The organism is Streptomyces sp. CB02959 (assembly GCF_002803155.1).
Taxonomy (GTDB): Bacteria; Actinomycetota; Actinomycetes; order Streptomycetales; family Streptomycetaceae; genus Streptomyces.
Genome location: NZ_NNBP01000030.1, coordinates 67,599 through 88,116, shown reverse-complemented (window position 1 = coordinate 88,116; position 20,518 = coordinate 67,599). Strand labels below are relative to the sequence as shown.

General features: G+C 67.9%; 15 protein-coding genes and 2 pseudogenes. 11 read left to right on the top strand and 6 right to left on the bottom strand.

Annotation, left to right across the window (positions count from 1 at the left end; translation table 11 throughout):
• Positions 1 to 613 precede the first annotated feature (613 nt).
• A complete protein-coding gene (locus CG747_RS47570; protein WP_146022215.1) occupies positions 614 to 952 on the top strand; it encodes a hypothetical protein in 339 nt (112 codons plus the stop codon).
• Positions 953 to 967: 15 nt separating this feature from the next.
• Here CG747_RS47570 and CG747_RS37095 read toward each other — a convergent pair.
• Positions 968 to 2,184: pseudogene (locus CG747_RS37095) on the bottom strand (ISAs1 family transposase).
• Between the two features lie 523 nt (positions 2,185 to 2,707).
• Between CG747_RS37095 and CG747_RS37090 the strand changes: the two are divergent.
• Positions 2,708 to 3,316 (top strand): hypothetical protein, encoded by a 609-nt coding sequence (locus CG747_RS37090; RefSeq protein WP_100606299.1) that lies wholly within the window; start codon positions 2,708 to 2,710, stop codon positions 3,314 to 3,316.
• A gap of 230 nt (positions 3,317 to 3,546) precedes the next feature.
• On the opposite strand, the gene CG747_RS50070 is transcribed toward CG747_RS37090, so the two are convergent.
• On the bottom strand, positions 3,547 to 3,672 hold the full coding sequence (locus CG747_RS50070; protein ID WP_257980983.1) for a hypothetical protein: 126 nt from the start codon (positions 3,670 to 3,672) through the stop codon (positions 3,547 to 3,549).
• 271 nt (positions 3,673 to 3,943) lie between these two features.
• On the opposite strand from CG747_RS50070, the gene CG747_RS37085 reads away from it, so the two are divergent.
• The gene (locus tag CG747_RS37085) at positions 3,944 to 4,426 is read left to right on the top strand and encodes a transposase (RefSeq protein ID WP_100606298.1); all 483 of its coding nucleotides are present in this window, start codon (positions 3,944 to 3,946) and stop codon (positions 4,424 to 4,426) included.
• On the opposite strand, the pseudogene CG747_RS37080 reads toward CG747_RS37085, so the two are convergent.
• Positions 4,423 to 4,688 (bottom strand): annotated as a pseudogene (locus CG747_RS37080) (transposase); the annotation flags it as partial. The gene CG747_RS37085 and the pseudogene CG747_RS37080 overlap by 4 nt on opposite strands.
• A gap of 217 nt (positions 4,689 to 4,905) precedes the next feature.
• Positions 4,906 to 5,121, bottom strand: coding sequence for a DUF6243 family protein (locus CG747_RS37070; RefSeq protein WP_180985858.1), 216 nt, complete (start codon positions 5,119 to 5,121; stop codon positions 4,906 to 4,908).
• Positions 5,122 to 5,427: 306 nt separating this feature from the next.
• Here CG747_RS37070 and CG747_RS37065 point away from each other — a divergent pair, with 306 nt between their 5' ends.
• From CG747_RS37065 to CG747_RS37025, 8 genes are all read left to right on the top strand, one after another.
• Positions 5,428 to 5,655 carry a hypothetical protein gene (locus tag CG747_RS37065; RefSeq protein ID WP_257980982.1) on the top strand — a complete coding sequence of 76 codons (228 nt, stop codon included), beginning with the start codon at positions 5,428 to 5,430 and terminating at the stop codon, positions 5,653 to 5,655.
• Between the two features lie 94 nt (positions 5,656 to 5,749).
• Positions 5,750 to 5,881 carry a hypothetical protein gene (locus CG747_RS51115; RefSeq protein ID WP_374701862.1) on the top strand — a complete coding sequence of 44 codons (132 nt, stop codon included), beginning with the start codon at positions 5,750 to 5,752 and terminating at the stop codon, positions 5,879 to 5,881.
• 267 nt (positions 5,882 to 6,148) lie between these two features.
• Positions 6,149 to 6,694 carry a hypothetical protein gene (locus CG747_RS37060; protein WP_100606297.1) on the top strand — a complete coding sequence of 182 codons (546 nt, stop codon included), beginning with the start codon at positions 6,149 to 6,151 and terminating at the stop codon, positions 6,692 to 6,694.
• A gap of 923 nt (positions 6,695 to 7,617) precedes the next feature.
• Positions 7,618 to 10,539 carry a hypothetical protein gene (locus tag CG747_RS37055; RefSeq protein WP_146022213.1) on the top strand — a complete coding sequence of 974 codons (2,922 nt, stop codon included), beginning with the start codon at positions 7,618 to 7,620 and terminating at the stop codon, positions 10,537 to 10,539.
• Between the two features lie 674 nt (positions 10,540 to 11,213).
• Positions 11,214 to 12,587 carry an MFS transporter gene (locus tag CG747_RS37040; protein WP_257980981.1) on the top strand — a complete coding sequence of 458 codons (1,374 nt, stop codon included), beginning with the start codon at positions 11,214 to 11,216 and terminating at the stop codon, positions 12,585 to 12,587.
• 90 nt (positions 12,588 to 12,677) lie between these two features.
• On the top strand, positions 12,678 to 14,009 hold the full coding sequence (locus CG747_RS37035) for a hydantoinase/oxoprolinase family protein (RefSeq protein ID WP_146022212.1): 1,332 nt from the start codon (positions 12,678 to 12,680) through the stop codon (positions 14,007 to 14,009).
• The gene (locus tag CG747_RS37030; RefSeq protein ID WP_100606293.1) at positions 14,006 to 15,157 is read left to right on the top strand and encodes a DUF917 family protein; all 1,152 of its coding nucleotides are present in this window, start codon (positions 14,006 to 14,008) and stop codon (positions 15,155 to 15,157) included. Before CG747_RS37035 ends, CG747_RS37030 begins: the two co-directional genes overlap by 4 nt.
• Positions 15,154 to 16,704 (top strand): helix-turn-helix domain-containing protein, encoded by a 1,551-nt coding sequence (locus CG747_RS37025; protein WP_100606292.1) that lies wholly within the window; start codon positions 15,154 to 15,156, stop codon positions 16,702 to 16,704. Before CG747_RS37030 ends, CG747_RS37025 begins: the two co-directional genes overlap by 4 nt.
• Here CG747_RS37025 and CG747_RS37020 read toward each other — a convergent pair.
• Both CG747_RS37020 and CG747_RS37015 read right to left on the bottom strand, forming a co-directional pair.
• A complete protein-coding gene (locus CG747_RS37020) occupies positions 16,693 to 18,378 on the bottom strand; it encodes a hydantoinase B/oxoprolinase family protein (RefSeq protein ID WP_219621589.1) in 1,686 nt (561 codons plus the stop codon). The genes CG747_RS37025 and CG747_RS37020 overlap by 12 nt on opposite strands.
• Positions 18,375 to 20,495, bottom strand: a complete 2,121-nt coding sequence (locus CG747_RS37015) for a hydantoinase/oxoprolinase family protein (protein ID WP_257980980.1) — start codon at positions 20,493 to 20,495, stop codon at positions 18,375 to 18,377. Before CG747_RS37015 ends, CG747_RS37020 begins: the two co-directional genes overlap by 4 nt.
• Positions 20,496 to 20,518: the final 23 nt, after the last annotated feature.

Sequence of the window (20,518 nt, the reverse complement as noted above, 5' to 3'; positions counted from 1 at the left end):
GCAGGATGGCTCAGGGGGTGTGCTTAGGTCGTGCCGGAAAGAGTGGATGGCGGCTTTCTGCGTGTGATCGAGGTTTGCGCTATATGAGGGGCGCCGGCAGTGATTCGGGATGGGGGTCTCTCTCGGGTGAGGCTGGGTGTTGCTGAGCGGTGAACTTTTCGTTTTGGGCGGTGATGCTGAAGAGGGGTGCGGGCTGCGGTGTTTTGGGGCGGGGAGTGGGGAGTGCCTTGTGGCGGTCCGAGTGCGGCGATATGCCCCTGCGTCTCGGCTTCGGTGGTGAGCGCCTGAATGGATGGGCAGGGTTCGTCCTCGGATGGGCAGGGTTCGTCCTCGGATGGGCTGGGTGAATCCCGTGGGGTCTTTTGGGGTGATCGGTACGGGGTGGGGTCGGGTGTACTGCTCCATGTTTCAGTTCCGGTTGCATTCACCGGCCTGACCACCAGCTCGACAACGCTGCCAGACAGGGCGTCGATGGGGCCCGCTCCATCCGCGACGAGATCAAGATTCTGGTCGCGGGGCAGATCACCGAGACCGCGCCGCGAAAGCGTCGGGGATATCCGGAGTCACCTGATATCGCCTGTCGCAGAGACCCGGGCCGCGTAGAGTCGGCCAAGTGCGCCACGGACAGAAGGCGTTGCTGCCAGCACCCGAATCGTTCCCTGACGAGAAGGCTCTTGCCGCGTTCGTCCTCGGCAAACTGGACCAGTGGTTCCACATCGAGGAGCAGGTGCCAGGGCGCTACTGGACCGGCGAAGAGACTCGAATAGACGCAGTGCTGCGGCCTCGGGAACCGGCAGGCTGGCATGACAAGGAACCTGCTTTCGGCGTCGAGTTCAAAAGCCTCGCTTCGAACACGAGCACCGGCGACCGCTACGGCTGGGTTGCGCAGGCTGTCGGATACACGCACTGCCAATGGCAGGGCTACGGCAGGCAGGGCTTCGGCGTAGTTTGATGTCGTCCGTTTTGATCACGTGAGGCCGAGAAGGGCAAGGGGCCGGGTTTGGTCTCGGGCTGCCCGTCGGAGGCCGGAGACGATGTTGCGGGCGCCGGTCAGACGGAGAGCTCCGATCGCGAGGTTTCTGTAGGTGGCCATCGCTCTGGGGGTGTTTCCGGTCCGCAGCTGGGAGGCGTCGTCGGCGAAGGTGACGTCCCTGACGTGGTGCAGGGCCTCGACGGTCCAGTGCCCTCGGATCAGTCGGGCGAGCTGAGCCGGGCCGGCCTGCTCGGCGGTGAGGCTGGTGACCGCGTAGACGGTCTTGAGGCTGATCTTCCCGGTCTTGCGGTGGACGCGGCGGCGGACGATCTGGACGGCCTGGCGGGCGGGGGGAAGAGCAGGTTGTTGACCGTGCACACCTTCAGTCGGCGGATCTCCTGGCGGCCGTGACCGGTCGCACGGGTCCTGTCCTGCAGTGGGATCTGCGTCCAGGGAAGGGACTTGAGCTGCCGACGGAGCTTCTTCGTGTTGCGCTTGGCGATCACGATGTAGTGGGCCTGCCGGTCGAGCAGGTAGACGGCGTGGTCATGCTGGGTGTGCATCGCGTCGCTGGTGACGACTGTGCCGGCCAGATCCTCGAGGGTGTCGAGCAGAGGCCGGAAGCGGGTGATCTCGTTGGTCTTCTCACCGACGTCCATCTGGGCCAGGATCAGTGCGTTCACGTGGTCGCAGGCGGCCAGGAGGTGGATCTTCCGTCCCTTCGCGCGGGCCGCACCCCGCAGCGACTTCCCGTCGACCGCGAGCCCTCGCAGCCCTTGTCCCCTGGCCTGCCGGTCCGCGAGCCAGGCTCCGACCGCCCGGTCCAGGGCGTCCGCGTCGATTCTGGCGAGCAGTCGCCGGATCGTGGATTCCGCGGGCCAGGACCGTTTCGGGACCAGCGGGTCGACGGCCGTGCCGAGCCGTTCGAGCAGGGCCGGCGGTGCGTCGGCCACCCATTCACTCACCGCGAGCAGGGATCGCGCTCCGGCGAGGACCGCGCAGGCCGTCAGTGCCAGGAGCGTCACGAGAGGGTGCCGTACTCCCCGCGGATCCCGCGGGTCCGGGACCTGCGCGAGGCGTTCCAGTAGATCCGGAAGATCGCTCCCGGACACTTCCGGATGCGGTCTGAGCTGTTCAAAGGCAGGGGAGATCAGAGATGATGCGTCGGCAGGCACGGGCAGTCCAAGGTCACAGAGCGTAGAGAACTCCATGATCGCGGACGTCCGTGCCTGCTGTGTACCGAACCCCGCCCAACATGACGAGACGTCAGCAACCGGCGTCAGCCGACTACGCCGAAGTCCTGACCGAAGAGGGCGCGGTAGTACGCGACTTCCGGTTCGCGCTCCATCCAGATGCTGCCGGTGGGGGTCTCCGTTGTTGCGTTGTCGGACCATCCGGTTGGTTTCCGCTGCGCTCTTCGAGATGCATGACGAATGGATCGCCTTACCTCGCCACCACCTCCCCGAAGGCGATATGGGTGATATCTACCGTAAACTCTCTTTTAATTCCTCCGCGCTACCCAACGCACCGAAATGCAAGCGCCAGTTGATCCCCAACACCATGACGAGGGACACTACCTGGCGGATGCGTGTTCCCGACCGAGTGGCACTCGCTTCGGCATCCTTCCGTGCGGGTCATCGGAGGCCATTTACCCAAAGATTACTGGGCAGTTGACCTCAGGGTTTCGTGGTAGCGTCCTTGTTCGGAGGGACAGTGCAACCTGAAAGGGAAATCGTGAACACGGAGAAGATCGCCGCTCGCCGCCTCTCGCTGGAAGAGGTGACGAAGCTCGGCGTGAAGGACAGGCTCTTCGTTTCCGCCGACACGGCAGAACTCAAGCTTCCCGACTGCTATGTCCCTGCTTTTCTGACCAAGTCCGGTGAGGATTTCGAGGGCGGCTCGATCACGGCGAGAACCGTATTCCAGGAAGAGGTCTACTGCCTTCCCGACGACGAGAATGAAGCCGGAATCTACTTGGCCGACGAGAACGGCTCGGTGACCATCGAGGTCCTCCAGTCCGCCGGTGTCGTGCTGGACCTGGCACTTTTCGTCCCTGGTGGGGACAAGGGGGCCCTCACGGCCCTTTACGCTGCGGCCCGGCAGGCGTTCGGCGCCGACGTCGTGCAGATCTGGCGCCAGGGCCTCAAGGAGGTTCCCGACGTGAAGGTCGACATCTTCGAGGAGCAGATTCCCCGGGGGCGCAAGGGGAGCGACAGCCCCAAGCGTGACCGTCGCGCGATCGACACCTACCCCACCCGTGCGGACTTCATCGAGTTCTCCGCGGGGTGGAAGCCGGTCGTTGAGATTCACAGGCCGATTGTTGACGACACCCCGACCATCTGAGGCGGCGTTACTTCTCGGTCTCGGCCTGAGAGAACGCCGAGAACGCATGCGCCGGACCCGGTCGACCCCTGAGCGGCCCAGGGAGCCGTCGGAAAATAACTCACGAACGCCGAAGCGCCGTTCCACTCGATGACCTCGCGAGACAGCCCGCCTGACCAAGATCAAAGCCTGAAGTTATTCTGCGACAGCCCTCAGGGCTTCGGCGTAGTCGAATGACGTCCACTTCGTGCTCAGGCGAGGCCGAGGAGCGTGAGGGGTCGGCGGGCGTCACGCGCATTGCGGCGATGGCCGGAGGCGATGTTCTTCGCGCCGTTCAGTCGCAGGGCGCCGACCGCGAGGTTGTGCCAGGTCGCCATAGCGCGGCGTGCGCTGTCGCTCCGTCATCGCGCACGCAGTCAGGTCGAGGACGACGGCCAGCGCGTGCCGCACTGCTCGCAGCCGGATCATCTGCTATCAGAAGGCTTCCGCTTACCGCTCAACGGGCTTGTCTGGTCGAACGGGGGTCCTGATCGGGTGATCGCGATAGGAGTGGCGCATGAAGGCAGGGCCTCTTGGTAGTTCGGGGGCGCGATCCCGTCCGAGCATTCCCAGGAGGCCCTGTTGCCGCAGTCTTTCGTGCTCGTGTCCATGGAGTCCAACGCGCCGTCTCCGGCGTGTGACTGTCTCGCGCACAGGTTCGGCAACGCGGCGGACGGGCCGGACCGCGTGCGGTGTTACGGCTCCGACCTGACGGAGGCCGAGTGGCAGGTCATCCGGCCGCTGCTGCCGGTCCCCGCATGGCTGCAGGGACGGGGCGGGCGGCCGGAGGGTTATTGCCACCGCGTGATGCTTGACGCGGTCCGCTACGTCGTCGACAACGGCGTGAAGTGGGTCAATCTGCCCTGTGACTTCCCGCCGTTCCGGCGGGTGCACGCGTTCGCCCGCCGCTGGCAGGTGACAGGTCTGCTTGCCGAGCTCCACGACCGGCTGCGCGACAAGGTGCGTCAGAAGGAAGGAGAACGCGGCTGTTGCGTCGGGGTCGGCGCCGAGATGCTCGATGGCCCGCTGCATCGGGGCGGGGGGTTGCGGCCGGCGCTGGGCTCGGTGGGTGGTCGCGAGCTGTGCCAGTGATGGTGCCAGCCCCTCCAGGTGCGGCCTTCGAAGTGAGCCAGGCCCAGGGCCTGTTTCAATCCCGGTAGTCGTGCTCGATGCGCCAGCGGAGTTTCGCGGTGCGCACGAGGGTGGCCAGCGGGGTGTCGGCGGGCAGGTTGGACAGGCAGAACTGGACGGGTTCGGGATTGGTGGCGGGCCATTCGGCCAGTAGCCAGCGCACGGGCAGCTCGGGGCCGTCGGCGGCCTTGCGGATCTCGCGTCCGGCGGGACGGATCCGCAGGGGGGAACGCGCTGGTGGTGACGCTCCTGGTGCAGCTCGGGGTGGTGGCGGTGACGGGGCTGCTGAATCTGCGGCTGCCCCGGGTGGTCGGCTGAGACGCGGGTGGTCGGCCGAGAGCTGATCGGGACCGGCCGCGCTCGGTACGGCAGCAGGGCCCGGAGCGCGCGTCGTGGTCCGGGCCCTGCCCCGTGCGGTGCCGCCCTGCTGCGGCGGTGCGTCAGCTCTGTGCGGTGTCGTCGCCCGCCTGCCCGGCGCCCTCAGCTGCGCCTGCCTTCTCGCGCATCTTGCGCACCAGCTCCGCCTTCCGGTCGGCTGCACCCTGGCGGTCGAGGTTGCGGTGCGGACCGTTGTTCTGCCGTTCGGCGCGGGACAGCTTCTTGCGCTGGCCGCCGCCCATGCCCACGGGGTTGTTGATGTTCTTGCTCACGGTCACGGGTTCTCCCGGTAATGATGTGAAGTGATCTACGGATTCATCGGTGGGGGACGGGCGGCGACGTCGAAGGACGTCAGCAGGGGCCCATCACGCTCACTCGTAAATCGGCGTCTGGAAGAACATGACAAAGACGTTACCCGGCGCCGCCGGCCCCGCACACCAACCTTTTCGCCGCCCCGGCGTCGGCCGGGCCTTCGGCGGGCGCCCGGGGTCAGCCGTTTCCTTCCGGGAATCTCAGCACAGCCAGCGCTCGCCGGTGGTCGCCGCCCGCCCGGGGCAGGTCCAGATGGGCACGCCGACCCGGCGGTGATCACCGGCTACAAGGCGGCCCGGAACCGGCCCCTGACCCGTGGTCAAAAGCTGTCCAGCAAGGCACTGGCCGCGGTGCGGGCCCCGGTCGAGCACGGCTTCGCCCATCTGAAGAACTGGCGCGTTCTCGGCAAGGTCCGCACGAATCCGGGGTGGGCGACCGCGCTGGTGCGGGACCTGCTGCTCATCGGCCATACCAGGGCATCGCGAATGCCCGTCCGCTGAATCCATTACCCACGCCGATCGCCGATCTGGACCAGATCGCGGCAAGGGCAGCGTCGGCGCGATCCGAGCGCGCTGGGGCTTCCCGGACGCCACGGTGTTCGGGCGCGCGTTCAAGAGGACCTACGGGGTCTCGCCAGGCGAGTACCGCAAACGGCGGCTTGAGGCACCTTGCCCCAGCTGCAGGAGTAGCGCCCGGCCGAACCGGGCGGCCAGCCTTCCCGAGTGATGCAAACCACACGGTAACTCATCGTCACTCCATTTCGATGGAGGTGTGCATCTTTGTCGTGATATCTACCGCATAAGATTAACTAGTCGCTACACGTATTCGAAAATCCGACGTCCGGGAATCTTTTGCCTGGGCGTTTCGCCGGTCCGACGGTGTAGATTCCTGGCCGATCGCGAGGCTGCCCTGGCTCGCGTGAACCGGGGGGTTCACCAGGGCGGAGCTCTCCTTGCGATTTCATCATTTCGTGATGGTCCCAGGGGAAATTCAATGATCAACACCATCCTCAAGCCCGCGAGAAGTTTTTCCGCGACAGTCGCCGCCTTAGCATTAACGGGACTGATCGCGCCGCACGCAGTTGCCGCTGATGCAGGCGCGGAATCAGGGGTACGGATTTCTGCGCAAGCGAAAGCCGAGGCGCTTCTAATTGCCGCGAAAGACCCCCAGGCTGTGAATTCTGCGGCAAATCTTTGTGGGGCAAGGTACGAACTGTTCATGGCAGAGCGACTTCCGGATACGACGCGCCTTGGCACCCTCTTCACGTACATCAAGTCCGGCTCATCGGGGCTTACGAGTTCCTGCGCAGTATTCGACAACAACTCTGGCAAGAGTCTGTACATGAAACTCAAACTCTGTCCGAACAGTACCGACGTCAAGTTGTGTAAAACGGACGAGGGCACGTTCAGTCAGTACGCTGGCCCAGTCCGCATCACGGGCGCGAGCATTTCCATCCTCTGTTCCAAGGTGACCGCCATCATGAAGTACGAGGGCGGCACGGTCGTCAATCGCGTCACGTACGCAGCCCCCTGCAACTGATGGGACGGCGAGCTGCGCACTCCGATGCGAACTCCGTCCTGCGTCGGGCCCTGATAACTGCCGTACTGCTGGCCGCTGTCGTGGGGTTGGTAGCTATCGCTCTTTTCGCGTTCCGCGATACGGGGATCAGCGGGCAGCCGGCACCGGAGAAGCAGTCTCCTGGGCGGGCCGGTAGCGCTCCCTCCAGTTCTGCGTATCCGCCGGGTACTCCGCGGCCTTCAGAGGGCGCACCAAGCTCAGAAGGGTCTGAACCGAGCGCCTCTCCCGAGAAGCGCGAGTCACGCGAGCCGGAATCGTCGAAAAAGACTGACGCCAGTTCCGGAGTGTCCCAAGCCATCGCCACCAGGGACGGCGTAACCGTAAAACGCCCAGTGGCAAAACCGTCCGGAAATGGGATGTGGGTAGCCGTCGACATCGCCAATCAAGGGCAGACGCCGGCAACCTACGAGGTTGAGATCCGCATCACTGGACCGCACGGGTATTCAGCAACCGTACGGGCCACCACACAAGTAATCGGGCCGGGCGATAAGGCATCTCAGGCGCTTACCGCAATGGATGCGTCCGGGGCTCCCCTGCCGAAGCAGCCAAAAGTCCAAATCATTGAGGTAGCCCGGACGCCTGCCTAGGTATTTGTAAATGAGACGTTCGGGAATGGTCCATGTACGTGCCCAGAAAGTCGCGTAGTTCAAGGAACAGCCGTGGCGTGCAGCCTAGATACGCCACGGCGTGAGAAGAAACAAAACCAGGGGGTAAAAGCAGTGCGGAGAAATAGATTCAGACGCAGTCGATTACCTGTGACCGTGGGGGTCACACTAGCGCTTACCGCCGGCATCGCTGGCAGCCAGGCTTTTGCCGCAGACAGCCCCGGCGTGCCCAAGAAGGCAGCGCAGGGCTGGAGTGGCCCAGGGGCTAGTGGAACGTCCGTGGCCGAGTCAGGAGATAAGCCGCGATCGCTTCCGGTGAAGCAGAGGGCGGCAACGCTCGGCAAGAACTATCGGGCTTCGAAGGACATCGCCTGGACCACCTCGGGGGACGGCACGGGCTTTCACCTCCTGACTGGGGCTGAGAAGGACGGCTACCGGTGGAGGACGGCCGCGTCGCTGTCCGAAACCGGGTTCGACACTGATACCTGGATAGGTAACGCATGTGTGACCGAGTCCGGGAAGCACGCGGCCGTCGCCTACGCTCCACGCACCTTCACAAACAAGCCCGAGATGATGTCGCGAGGCGCGTTCACCGCGGTCGTTGACCTGGAGACCGGAAGAATCACGAAGCTGCCGTTCCAGGCAACGCTCGGCTACTTCTCACCTGGCTGCGGCCGGGGGGAGGATGCGGTGTTCACCGCTCTGACGGACGACACTGCGAAGTCGCCGGAGAGCCGCCTGGTCACTGTCGCCGCCGCGACCGGCAAGGTGAAGTCGAAGGTCACCGTCGCCGGCCAAGTGACCTCGGCGATCCCCGTCAGAGGGGGCCTCGCGGCGGCGCGCGGCAACCACATCGTCAAGGTGACCGGCGGCAAGGTACGCGAGGTCGCCACGACGAAGGCGACCCCGTTCCAGCTCAAGGCCGATGCTGACGGCGGTGTGACGTTCATCGACCGCGTGCCCCAGAGAGCCAAGGCTCGCGCCGGCGGACAAGAGGCAGCGACCGTCTCTCGAGTGCCTGAGCGCGACTTACAGAAGGCGAGTGGCAATGCCCAGCCGACCGCACTTGCCCGGGGCAACCTGACCGGCTTCGATCTCACCGCGACACCGTCCGGCGAGGTGTACATCACCGGCAAGGCCGCCTCCACAACAAGCCGGGCCGGCGGCATGGTGCACAATCCGGGCGGGCTGGCCAAAGGGGCCCTGGTCTCCAGCCACGGACAAGCTGCGGTCACGTCACGATGGGCGGATGGGAAAGACTCCCGCATTCGACCCGAAGAGGCACTCACCCAGCGGACCGTCCGGACCACGCTGAAGACGATCGACACCGGCAAGACCGCCGTCCTGGACGCCACTCCCGGCGACCTGATCGGCGGCGCAAAGTCAGCACGCGCGGGAAACGAGACCTCCCCGGTGCTCACTGCCCAGAGCGCGAGCACCGCAACTCAGGCCAGCGGGCCCGTCGATGACGACCGCTATTGCTCCGTGCCGCGCGGCGATGCGAAGAAGCAGGCATTCCAGCCCACGCCCCGTCAGATCGAGTGGGCCGTGGACCAAGCCGTCGTGGGCAAACTGAACAAGGGAGCTACCCGCGGGGCGAACTGGAAGAACACCGGCATGGCCGCGTATGCGCCCCAGTCACTGTTCCCGCTGACTCCGCTCAAGGGCGGATCGGGCGTGGACTGGCACGTTCCTGCACAGGTAATGCTCGGCGTTACCGCGCAGGAGTCGAACATGTGGCAGGCCGCCCGCACCGTCGTCCCCGGCGTTACCGGCAATGCTCTGATCGGCAACTACTACGGCATCAAGTACAGCGCGGACGGCTACCAGAAGGACCCGTGGGCGATCAACTTCGCCGAGGCCGACTGTGGCTACGGCATCACCCAGGTCACCGACGGGATGCGCATGCACGGCAAAGAGAAGAAGGACGAGCACCCCAAGACGACCGTGCAGCAGGAGGCCGTCGCGCTGGACTACGCAGCGAACATCGCCGCCGGCGTGAACATCCTGATCGGGAAGTGGAACGACACCCGCGACGACGGGATGACCATCAACGGCGGCGACCCGAGGTACATCGAAAACTGGTTCTACGCCCTGTGGACCTACAACTCCGGCTATCACCCCAAGTCCACAGCTGGCAGCAACTCCGGTAAGTGGGGCGTGGGCTGGACCAATAACCCGGCCAACCCACTGTGGAAGGAGAACCGCACCCCGTTCCTGGAAAACGCATCAGGCGGTGACGACTATTCCCACGCTTCGCACCCTCAGGACTGGCCCTACCAGGAGAAGGTGATCGGATGGGCTGCACGACCTATCTCCGCAATGTTCGGCCCCGGTGACTTCCAGGCCGGCTACCGAGCCTCCTGGTGGACGAACGTGCAAGAGCGCACCCAGGCAAAGCCACCGATCGGACTGTTCTGCGACGCCACCAACAACTGCGACCCCTCCTCGGCCACCGACGGCGCCTCCAACGAGACGGGCAAGGGCCCCTGCATGCTGCCCGTCGACCCGGACACGCACAACCCGCTTTACCTGAAGTGCTGGTACACCAAGCCTGCCGCGTGGAAGAAGTGTGACAACGCGGAGTGTGGCAACGCCGTCCACCGGTTCGACGACACCTACCCCGAGCAACCGGACGCCAACTCGTATCCGCCGCGCTGCAACACGGGTTTGCCGGCGGGGTCGCTGATCGTCGACGACCTGCCCAACGGCACGACTCCAGCGGGATCGTCCAACCGCTGTTCAGGAGTCTCCTCCCAGGGGTCATTCACGTTCGACTTCGCGTCGCCATCGGCTCGGATCGACCTGCACCAGCTCGGGGCAGGCAACGGCAACCACTTCTGGTTCTCGCACACCCGTTCCAAGATCGGTCATGATGACGGGGCACGCCTGTACACCAAGGGACCGAGGCGACCGAGGCGGCCCGGCAGCGATCTGGGCCGGACGTCCAGGAGTGCGGGATGCGCAGCTCCCGGTCCGGCGCGGCGCGCAAGGAGAGCGGAAGGGAGCGGAACCCGGTGTGACGCGGAAGCGCTCCCCGAGGCCCCCACGTGCACTACTGTCGGTTACCTGACTTTCACAGCGAGATCGCGCCTGCGGTGGAGGCCCTGCCATGCCGACCGAGCCCGTGCCCGACAGCCCCGGCGGATCCCGGGTATGGCGCTGGCTGGGCGGGGAACAACCGCGCCAGCCCGTGCCTGACCTGCTGGCAGACATCTTCTCCTCCCGTCCGGCCACCACTTGACTGCCGCAGACCTCGGGTTAGCCGAGGCCGGACCGGACGACCTCACCCCCTACCGAGGTCGCCGAACTCCTGACCGAACTAGACCGGGCCACCGCCGCCAGCCTCACCCATCGGCTCTACACCACACAGCCGCCCACACACCATGAGGAGCTGGGCCGTATCGAGGTCCCGTACACCCCCGAACGGCTGCTGACCGCCCTGGCTGAGCTGCCCGAGTTTCGTAGAGTCCGGTGATCTTGTTTCAGGCGGACTGCGAGGTGTGCTCCTGGCTCTGCCAGAAGTCGCGTTCGTACTCGGCGGGCGATACGCAATCGAGCGCGGAGTGGAGGCGCTCTTCGGTGTACCACGTGATCGGTTGGACGATCGCCCGCTCAGCCTGGTCGACCTCCCGCCACGGCCCTTGCTTCTCGGTACAGCTCGGGCCGCGCTGATGGACGGCACCTGCCGGGAGGTCGCCGGGCGTCTGCCGACGACCTCGCAGATCATGGATGCCCCTCGTTTTGGGCGTCCGGCAACGCCTGGGGCGCCGGGCCTGTGCGCGATGCACAGGGGTGTGGTGCCGGTGCTATCTATGGTGCCGCCACCCTCGATGAGGAGGGCATAGTGCCGGTGGCGAGGCGGAGGACAGCGGATGAGTGCCATACAAGGGACAGGGCCGGAGGCTGAGGAAGGCGCGGCGGCGCATCAGGAGCCGCTGCGGCCGGTTGGGCAGTGGTTCGAGGACATGCCGTTCGGGCGCGCGCATCTGCTCGCGGCGGTCGCGCTCTTCGGCGCGTTCGTCATCGAATCGTGGGAGCAGCTCGCTCTGGTCTACGTCGCCGGGGACCTCAGCAGCGCCTTCAGCATCGACGAGGCGCAGGTCGGCTGGGCGCTGTCGGCCGTGGCGCTCGGCATGATTCCCGGGAGCCTGGTCTGGGGGCCGGTCTCGGACCGCATCGGACGCCGCGGGGTGTGCCTGTGGTCCTTGGCCGTGTACGGGGTGATCGCCCTGGCCAGCACGCTCTCCCCCAATTTCACCGTGCTGATGGTGACCCGGTTCCTGTCGGGAATAGCCCTCGCCGGCATCTACACGGTCACCTTCCCCTACTTCCTTGAGCTGCTCCCCTCGCGCCTGCGGGGTCGGGCCGCTGTGTACCTGTCCATCGGCTGGCCAATCGGTGTGCTCCTCGCGGTCGGAGTCACCCAGCTGCTCGGTGGGCTGGGCTGGCACGTGGTCGCCCTCACCAGCGGTCTCGCCGGGATCTGGGTCTTCGCTATCCGCGCCTGGGTCCCGGAGTCGCCCTACTGGCTGGCCGAACGCGGCCGCCACGCCGAAGCAGCGGCCGTGCTGCGTGGGCTCGGCATGGATGTGCCCGAGGGGACGGTCTTCGCCGTCGCGGGACAAGAGGGCGCCGCGAAGCGAGCGAGGGCAGGGCAGCCGCTCGATCTCTTCCGCGGGCGGCTGTTGCGCATCACCGTTCTGATGCTGATGGTGAACTTCGCCTTCAACTGGGGGTACTGGGGGCTGCAGACGTGGCTGCCCACACTGCTGCAGGACAAGGGCCTGAGCATGTCTGCCAGCCTCGGCTTCGTTGCCTTGAGTGCTGTGTTCATGATTCCTGGCTATGTCTCGGCGTCGCTGCTGACCGGACGGTTCGGGCGTAAGAAGGTGTTCCTGCCGTACGTCGCCCTGGCTGCTGTCTCCGGTGTGGCGTTCGCCTACGCGGACAACCTCACGCAGATGTACGTCGCGAACTTCGCCCTGTCCTTCTTCTGCCTGGGGGCGTGGGGCGTGTGGAACACCTGGAACGGTGAGTTCTACCCGACGCCGTTGCGGGCGACCGGTTACGCCTGGGCCACGGCCGCGCAGCTGGGCGCGACCTCGCTTGCCCCCTCCGTCGTCGGCTATCTCCTCGCGCAGGCGACGGGCTTCTCGTCGACGATCTTGTTCGTGATGGGATTCCTGGCGGTTGCCCTGTTGTGCTCGGTACCGCTGCCGGAGACCGAGGGCAAGGATTTGGAGTAACCACGAAACCTCGTTCAGCAGCCGCGGGGGACGCTTCTGGCCTGCCGCGCGTAGCGGCAGGCCAGCGGTCTCGGTGGAAGGATGGTGTGGGTGAGACTCGGCATCGACCTTGGGCGCGCCACCTGTGTGGCAACGCTTCTGGACCGCGACGGACGCCTGGCGGCGCACGCCGTGGTCGACAGCACGGCCGGGACCGCCGAGTCCGTACGCCGTGTCCTGGCCGAGCTGGGTCCGCTCGCTTCCGGGGCCGAGTCGGTCGCCCTCGTTACGGACCTTGCCCGGCGTCCTCATGCGGTGCGGCGCGTGGCTCTGGTGCGTATCGCGTCTGGCAGTCATCCGGCGCTTGCTCCCCTCGCCGACTGGCCTGCGCCGGCCAGGACGGCCGTGGACGCGCTGACTGCCGTGGTCGCCGGAGGCGGAACGGTCACCGGCGGGCCGGCGGCGCCGTTGGACCGGTCCGCCGTCGCGGCCTTTGCACGGCAGGCCCGCGCGGCGGACGTATCCGCGTTCGCCGTCTGTGCGGCGGGCGCGCCCACCCACCCGGGGCCCGAGCTGGAGGCCGCAGCCGTCCTGGCGGACGTGGTACCAGGTGCGGCCATCAGCCTCTCTCATGAAATCGGCTCAGCGGGGCTGCGGGAGCGGGAGAACGCCACTGCCGTCAACGCGGCCCTCGGCGACTGGGCGGCGCACCTGGCCACCGAGGCCGCACGCGCGTTGCGGTCGGCGGGACTGACCGCGCCCCTGTTCTTCGCACGCGACGACGGCGGTCTGGTCTCTGCTGAGTACTTTCGCTGCTATCCGGTGATAGCCACCGTCCCCACCACCGCATGCGCCGCCCGTGGTGCGGCCGCTGCAGCGGGCGCGGGCAGGGCGCTCGTGGTCGACGCGGGCGCACGCGCGGTGCGCTGCCTCGCCGTCGTCGACGGCGAACCCGAGCGTGCCGTACGGCCCGGGCCCGGCCCGCTGGCAGTGCCCGTGCACCTCGGCTCCCCGGACATCCACGAGTACGACAGCCGCCAGGCCGAGCCTGAGGATCTGGCCCGGTTCGTCGCCCGGCAGCGTGAGCGCGCCGCCGACACCGAACTGGTCTACACCGGTGGCGGCGCCGAGCTGATCGGAGCCCCCGGTGCCGGCGCCGACCTGCGCACCAGGTGTCTGACCGACGCGGCCCGATTCGCCGCCTCCTCCATATGCCGGGTCGACCATGAGCAGTTTGTCGTGGTGGCCGGGCGTGCCGAGTTCGAGCAGCGGCTCGCAGCGGTACGAGATCATGCCCTCTCTCGTGTGGTGGCGGCCGGAGCGGCACCCGACACGGCCCACATCGAGAGCATCAGTCACGCCCCTGTCGCCTATCTGCCGGCCGGTGTCCATCGGGTGACGGTGCGCGCTGCGGGACGGCCGGCGGCGGGAGTACCCGCATGAGTTCTCCGGGAACCGTCCCTGCACCGTCGTGGGTGACCAGCACGGATTTGGCGCACTTGGCGGTTGGTGCGCGCGTGCTCGCAGCCGGTACGGAGGAGTGCGCTTATCGTGTGGCGCTGCACTGGGCGAGCGCCGAAATCGCCGCACACGGGCCGGTCCCTCTACTGCCGGCCGACCGTCTCGACGCGACAGGTCTGTGCCTGACCCTCACCCTCGCCGGTGCCTCGGCCGCTCTGGCCGAGCAACTCCCTACCGGCGACGAGCCAGTGAAGGCCGTACGTGCGGTGGAACGCGTCGTGGGGCGGACCGCGCAGGCCGTCGTGGCCCTCAACACTGCTGCCGAGAACGCCCTCATCGCCCTTGCTGCGGCCGCGCGGCTGGGCCTTCCGCTCGTCGACGGCGACGGCTGCGGACGAGTGATGCCCCTTCTGGAGCAGACCACTTTCACCCTCGCAGGCAACTGCCCGGCCCCGCTAGCCCTCGCCACCTGCAGTGGGGATGTGATCGCCGTCGAGTCGGCAGGCAGCAGCGTGGAGGAGCTGGTGCGCCCCTTGGTGCTGGCCGCCGGTGGCTGGGCGGTCGTCGCCGCCTACCCCTTGGAAGGCGCTGATCTCGCCCGCTGCCTGGTGCCCGGCACGGTCAGCCGAGCCCTTGCCGCCGGTGCCGCCACTGAGCGTGAGCGATTCACGCCGTGGCGGCCCCGACGGCTGTGCCGGGGAAGGATCGCAGCCGTGGAGCAGCCCACAAGCAGCCCGTACGGTGTGACACTCCGCCCGTCCCGCGCGGCGCTGCCGTCCACCCCCACCAGCGTCATCGTCACCGAGGCCGAGGGGCTGCGGCGCCGATTCCGCTTGGAGGCCCACAACGAGGTGCTGCTCGCCCTCGCGGACGGTGCCGTGGCGGCCGCAGCACCCGATCAGATCCTCATCCTCTCCGCCGCCGACGGGCGGGTCGTGGACGTCGAGCGGGCCGTGCCGGGAACGGAAGTCGAGATCGTCGTCCTCGAATCGGTGCCGGCCTGGCACACCCCCGAGGGCCGAGCCCTGGCCCGGGTCGGTGCACTGGCACCGCTGGAGAGCACCTCAGAGAGCAACGGGTGCAGCGCTGCCCCCGCAGCGGCGGCACGGCATACGGGAGGCAAGCAGTGACGGACAAGCGCCCCGCAGACGGCCGCTTCCTGACCCTCACCGAACTCCTCCAGCAGGGGCTGCTCGCCGATGTCACCGTGTACGGACCGGTCGATCGCAGCGTCGAGGTGCGAGGCGTCCGTATCGCCGACCGGCTCGACGTGCTGGACGGGCTGCAACCACACACCGCCGTCGTCCTGACCGCTCTTGCCGCGTCGGCCTCATGGACAGTCGAGATGGCTCTGCGCAAGGCGTGGGAGCACGCGGCCGCGTGCGTGGTCGTCGCCCAGGGCACGGTAAATCCGGCATCCGTTGCGGAGCTGGCCGAACGGCTCGGTGTCCCGCTGCTCGTGGTGGCCGGGGACGCCCCGGACGCCGCCGTACGCATTGCCTCGGCCGTCGCCCAGCCCGAGGCGGGACGGACGGCGCTGCTCGCGGCCGCCGCTCGCCGTATCGCCGAGGCCGGCACGAACGCCCCGCACATCGTCTCGGCGTTGCACGCGGTGCTGCCCTCGACCTCGGTGGCGCTCGTCATCCCTGGTGGCGAGGTGATCGCGGGCCGTGCGGCGGCACTCGACGAGCACGCCGGATCAGTGGCGGTGCGGGTGGAGGTGAACGACCCGGAGGGAGGAGCGCTCGCGTGGCTCGTGGCTCGGTCTCGGACCCGTGCGGCGGGCTGGGCGTCGACCGTCCAAGAAATTCTGGGCCTGGCGATCGCTCCCCTGACGGCCTGGGCCGCCCGTGAGCGCCTGAGGGCAGAACGCACAAGCCGCTACGCCTCGGGACTGCTCGCGGAGCTGCTCACACGCCGGCGGTGCGGGCCGAGCGCCGGGCCTTCGACGCTCGCGCCCGACCCGCTGCTGGCTCAGGCTCTGGCGCTGGGCTGGCCCCTCCAGGGGCCTTTCACGGTGAACGTCATCCGCCCGGCCGAAGCGGCGGACGCGCCAGAGCCTCTGGGCGGGTTGCTGTGCGCCTGGTGGTCGCGTGGAGGCCGGGGCGGGCCGCTCGTTGCATACGAAGGCTGTTGGGTTGCCTGGGCCCACCAGGGAGAACCCGCGGACATCTCCGACCCGCTCGGCCGCGCCGAGCGCAGACTCCGTGCCGTGCTCACGGAGCCCACCGCGCCGGTGCCCTTGGCCGGGGCGGTCGCCGGGCCGGTGAACGACCTCGCCGGGCTCGGGCCGGCGCTCGACGACGCGGTGGCCGCGGTCCGTGCCGCGCGTCCCCTCAACGTCGTGCGCGCCGATCGGATGGGACCCGCCCGCCTTCTGGCCGCCTTGCCCACCGACGCGCTCCGCGCCCCAGCCGAAGCGCTGCTCGCGCCGGTGCTGCGCACAGACCGGGACGGCTCCTTGCTGCGAACGCTCGCAGCATGGCTCGACGCAGGCGCCGCGTCCGCAGTCGCGGCGCGGCTGGGGGTGCACCGCAATACGGTTACCGCCCGCATGGAGCGCCTCAGGGCCCTCGGCTGCGACCCCGATGACCCGGCCCTGAGGCTCGCTCTGCACCTGGCCTGCCGAGTCCTGCTTGAGGACCCCAACAGTCCTGATGGCCCGTCAGCGACGTGAGTGAGCCGGGTAGTCGGCTCGCGCCCGTGCCTCGCTGAGCAGTCCCTGACGGACGTCATCGGCGACCGCCTCGGCCGGGCGCTCGGCGGCCGGCCCGAAAGCGCCCCCGCCACCACTCTCGCAGCGCAGCACGTCGTCCTCCCGTACCAGCAGGGCGTTGGCCTTCAGCAGTGAACGCTCGTCGCCCCGGCCGGGGTTGAGGGTCACCCGGGGTGGCGCCCCCGATGTTCCGCCGAAGAGACCCCATGCTGGGGTCACCGACCGTTCCCACCACAGGGACAGGTTCTGGTCGCAGGTGAACCGGTACTGGCGTACGACACCGTTGCCGCCGCGGGTGCGCCCGACCCCGGCCGAGTCGGCACGGACCGCGTACTCTTCCACCCGGACCGGGAAGAGCGTTTCCAGCACCTCGACCGGCATGTCGCGCAGCGAGCCGTTGACATTGTTGATCAGGCACGACTCACCGTCGCCGGCCTGCCAGGCGCCCCAGCCGCCGACGGTGGCCTCCTGGGAGACGAACAGCTGGCCGGTGCGCGGATCGGTCCCGCTGAACTGCACGATCATCGAATCGCCGTATGAGGCCGCGGCAGCCTTCTGCGGCAGCGCGGGAGCCAGGGCCTTGACCACGAGGTCGATGACAAGGCCCAGGTGCGAGTAGTAGTACTGGCAGGCCGCCGGCTCCACGGCGGCGAGCATGGAGCCGGGCCGGGTCAGCACCTCAAGGGGCTTGAAGGAGCCGCCGTTGAGCGGCACGTCTCCGCTCACCAGCAGCTTGTAGCCGACCCGGCAGGCGGCGACGGTCTGCGCGGCGCCGCAGTTGACCGGGCCGGCGGCCTGGTCGGCGCAGTCGGTGACGTCCATCGTCATACGGTCGCCGTCAACGGTGACGCGGACGCTGACGTGCAGGGGCGTATCCAGGTCGATGCCGTCGTTGTCAAGTCGGCCGGTGGCCTCGTACACGCCGTCCTCGATCGCGGCGATCTGCTCGCGCTCCAGGCGCTCGGTCTGCTCGAAGATCGCGTCACGGGCGGCAAGAAGGGTGTCCATGCCCCAGCGCTCGACGATCTCCGCAAGGCGCCTGGCACCGGTGCGCGCGCAGGCGACCTGGGCACGCATGTCACCCAGGGTAGGGTGCGGGAAACGGACTTGCCGGGCGATCAAGTCCTGTGTCAGCAGGCAGGGTTCGCCGGCTTCGTAAATCTTCAGCGGGCCCATGCGCAGACCCTCCTGGTAGATCGTTGTGGAGTCCATCGACCCGCCTGGGTCCTTGGATCCCATGTCGATCCAGTGCGCCCGGGATGCCGCGAACCCCACCACTTCACCGTGCACGTGGATGGGCGCATAGACCGTGACGTCATTGAGGTGGGTGCCACCGATGTAGGAGTCGTTGAGCACCCAGACGTCGCCCTCCTGCCATACCTCGCGGCCGTACATGCGCTCCGTCGCGCGCGTGCACTCCTCCAGGTTGCCCAGGAAGATCGGCAGTCCGGACGACTGGCCCAGCACGTGGTGGTCGCGGTCTAGGAGGGCGACCGCGCAGTCCTTGGCCTCGTAGATGGTGGGCGTGTACGCCGACCTGATCAGGGTCGTGTTCATGTCCTCCGCTGCCTGGAGCAGGGCGCAGCGGATGATCTCAGTGGTGACCGGGTCGATCACGGGGGTTGGGGTGTTCACGCGGTGCCTCCGAGTTTCATGATGAGGAAGCCGTGGGAGTCGACGGCGACGGTGGCGTCCGGTGGGACGACAATGGTGGACGTGGCCTCGACCACGATCGCGGGGCCTGCGAACTGCTCGCCTGACGCGAGGCGTTCACGGCGCAGCACGGGCGTCTTGTACGAGGTGCCGCCGAACTTCACGGACTTGGTGTGCCCAGCCCCCGGATCCGCGCCGCGTTGCGGGGTGTACGGGGCGGGTGCAGCCTCGGGCAGCGCGCCGAAGCCGGTCGTGCGCAGCGTCACGAACTCCACGGGCGCCTCGGGCGTCGCATGACCGTAGCGCTGCTCGTGCAGAGCTGCGAATCTGGCCGCGGCTTGGGCGAGGAAGCCTTCGCGCAGTGGTTCGTCGGCGGCCTCAAGCGGCACGGTCAGGGTGTAGTCCTGCCCCTGGTAGCGCATGTCGATGGCGTGCTCGACCCGTCGCCGCTCGCCGGGCACGCCCTGCTCCCCCAGCGCGTCCAGGGCCTGTGTTTCCAGCGCGCCGAGCGCCCCGGCCATCGCGGTGCTGTCCAGGGCGTCGCCTGGAGTGAAGAACTGGCGGGTGAAGTCGCGGCGCACCTCGGTGCCGAGCATGCCCCAGGCGGAGAACGCTCCCGGGAAACGCGGCACCACGACCTCTTCGACGCCCAGCTCCCGGGCGATCTCCGCGGCGTGCATCGGGCCGGCACCGCCGAAGGCCAAGAGGGTGAACTCCCTTGGCTCCAAGCCGTGCTCGACGGTCAGGGTGCGAATGGCCTGCGCCATCTTGGCGTTGGCAACCTGGCAGATGCCGTGCGCCAACGCCTCCTTGCCCATCCCGAGACGGTCGGCCAGCACGCCGACCGCCCGGTGTGCGGCGGCCACATCGAGTGTCATGTGACCGCCTGCGAACCAGTCGGGGTCGACCCGCCCCAGCACGACGTTGGCGTCGGTGACGGTGGGGGCGGTGCCGCCGCGCCCGTAGCAGGCCGGCCCCGGCACGGCGCCGGCCGACTCGGGCCCTACCCGCAGCCCGCCTGCTTCCGCAGTGGCGATCGATCCGCCGCCTGCGCCGATGGTGTGCAGATTGACCAGCGGCATCAGCACCGGGAAGCCATCCGCGACGCCCTCATTGGAGATGTCGGGCCGGCCGTGGAGAACCAGCGACACGTCGAAGGAGGTACCGCCCATGTCGATGCAGATGGCGTTGGGCCGACCGAGCAGCGCCGCCGCGGCGACCCCGCCCATGGTGCCGCCGACCGGCCCCGACAGCAGCGTCTGCAGCGGATTGCGGCGCGCGAAGTCGGCGTTGACCACCCCTCCGGATGACTGCATGATCTGCACCGGCACGCCCAAGCCGCGCTCGGCGAACCGCTCCTCGATCCGCCCGAGATACCGTCGTACGACCGGCCCCGTGTACGCGTCCAGCACGGCAGACGAGGTCCGCTCGTACTCCCGCCATTCACTCGCCACCTGATGCGAGAGGACGATCATGACGTCGTCGTCCAGCTCCTGCGCGAGGATCTCCCCTGCCCGCAGCTCGTGCGCGGGGTTGACGTAGCTGAAGAGGAACGACACGGCGACCGCCGTGCAGCCCTCATCGCGCGCCCGCCGGGCCGCTGAGCGTACCGCCGCCTCGTCCAGCGGCCGCAGCTCCTCGCCCTTCCAATCGAGCCGACCGCCCACTTCCGCCGTGGCCTGTCGCTCCACCAAAGGCACGGGTTTGCGGTACTGCAAATCGAACATCCGGTCGCGATTGCCGCGCGCGATGTGGTACACGTCGCGCATACCCTCGGACATGAGGAGCAGCATGCGTGCGCCCTTGCGCTCCAGCAGCGCGTTAAGGCCCTGAGTGGTGCCGTGTACGAAGAAGGAAATCGCCATCAGGTCGTCCACGACGCGTTCCAGCGCCGTGAACACACCCTCTGCCAGATCGCCCGGGGTCGTCGGGGCCTTCGCCGCCACATAGGTGCCGTGTGCCTCGTCATACGCGACGACATCGGTGAAGGTGCCACCGATATCCATGGCCACCCGATAAGTCATGCCCGCCTCCCTGCGGTTCGAGGAACGCACGGAAGGCAACCAGGAGACGATCCGCGGCTGCTGTGCGAAGTGCATGAACCGAGCGTGCCGAACGTGCA

What these genes read in the sequence shown, in the direction of transcription:
- CG747_RS37015 (WP_257980980.1), bottom strand. Translation starts at nt 20,495, where the DNA reads ATGCACTTCGCACAGCAGCCGCGGATCGTCTCCTGGTTGCCTTCCGTG.
- CG747_RS37030 (WP_100606293.1), top strand. Translation starts at nt 14,006, where the DNA reads ATGAGTTCTCCGGGAACCGTCCCTGCACCGTCGTGGGTGACCAGCACG.
- CG747_RS37085 (WP_100606298.1), top strand. Translation starts at nt 3,944, where the DNA reads ATGGAGTCCAACGCGCCGTCTCCGGCGTGTGACTGTCTCGCGCACAGG.
- CG747_RS37060 (WP_100606297.1), top strand. Translation starts at nt 6,149, where the DNA reads ATGATCAACACCATCCTCAAGCCCGCGAGAAGTTTTTCCGCGACAGTC.
- CG747_RS37040 (WP_257980981.1), top strand. Translation starts at nt 11,214, where the DNA reads ATGAGTGCCATACAAGGGACAGGGCCGGAGGCTGAGGAAGGCGCGGCG.
- CG747_RS50070 (WP_257980983.1), bottom strand. Translation starts at nt 3,672, where the DNA reads ATGGCGACCTGGCACAACCTCGCGGTCGGCGCCCTGCGACTGAACGGC.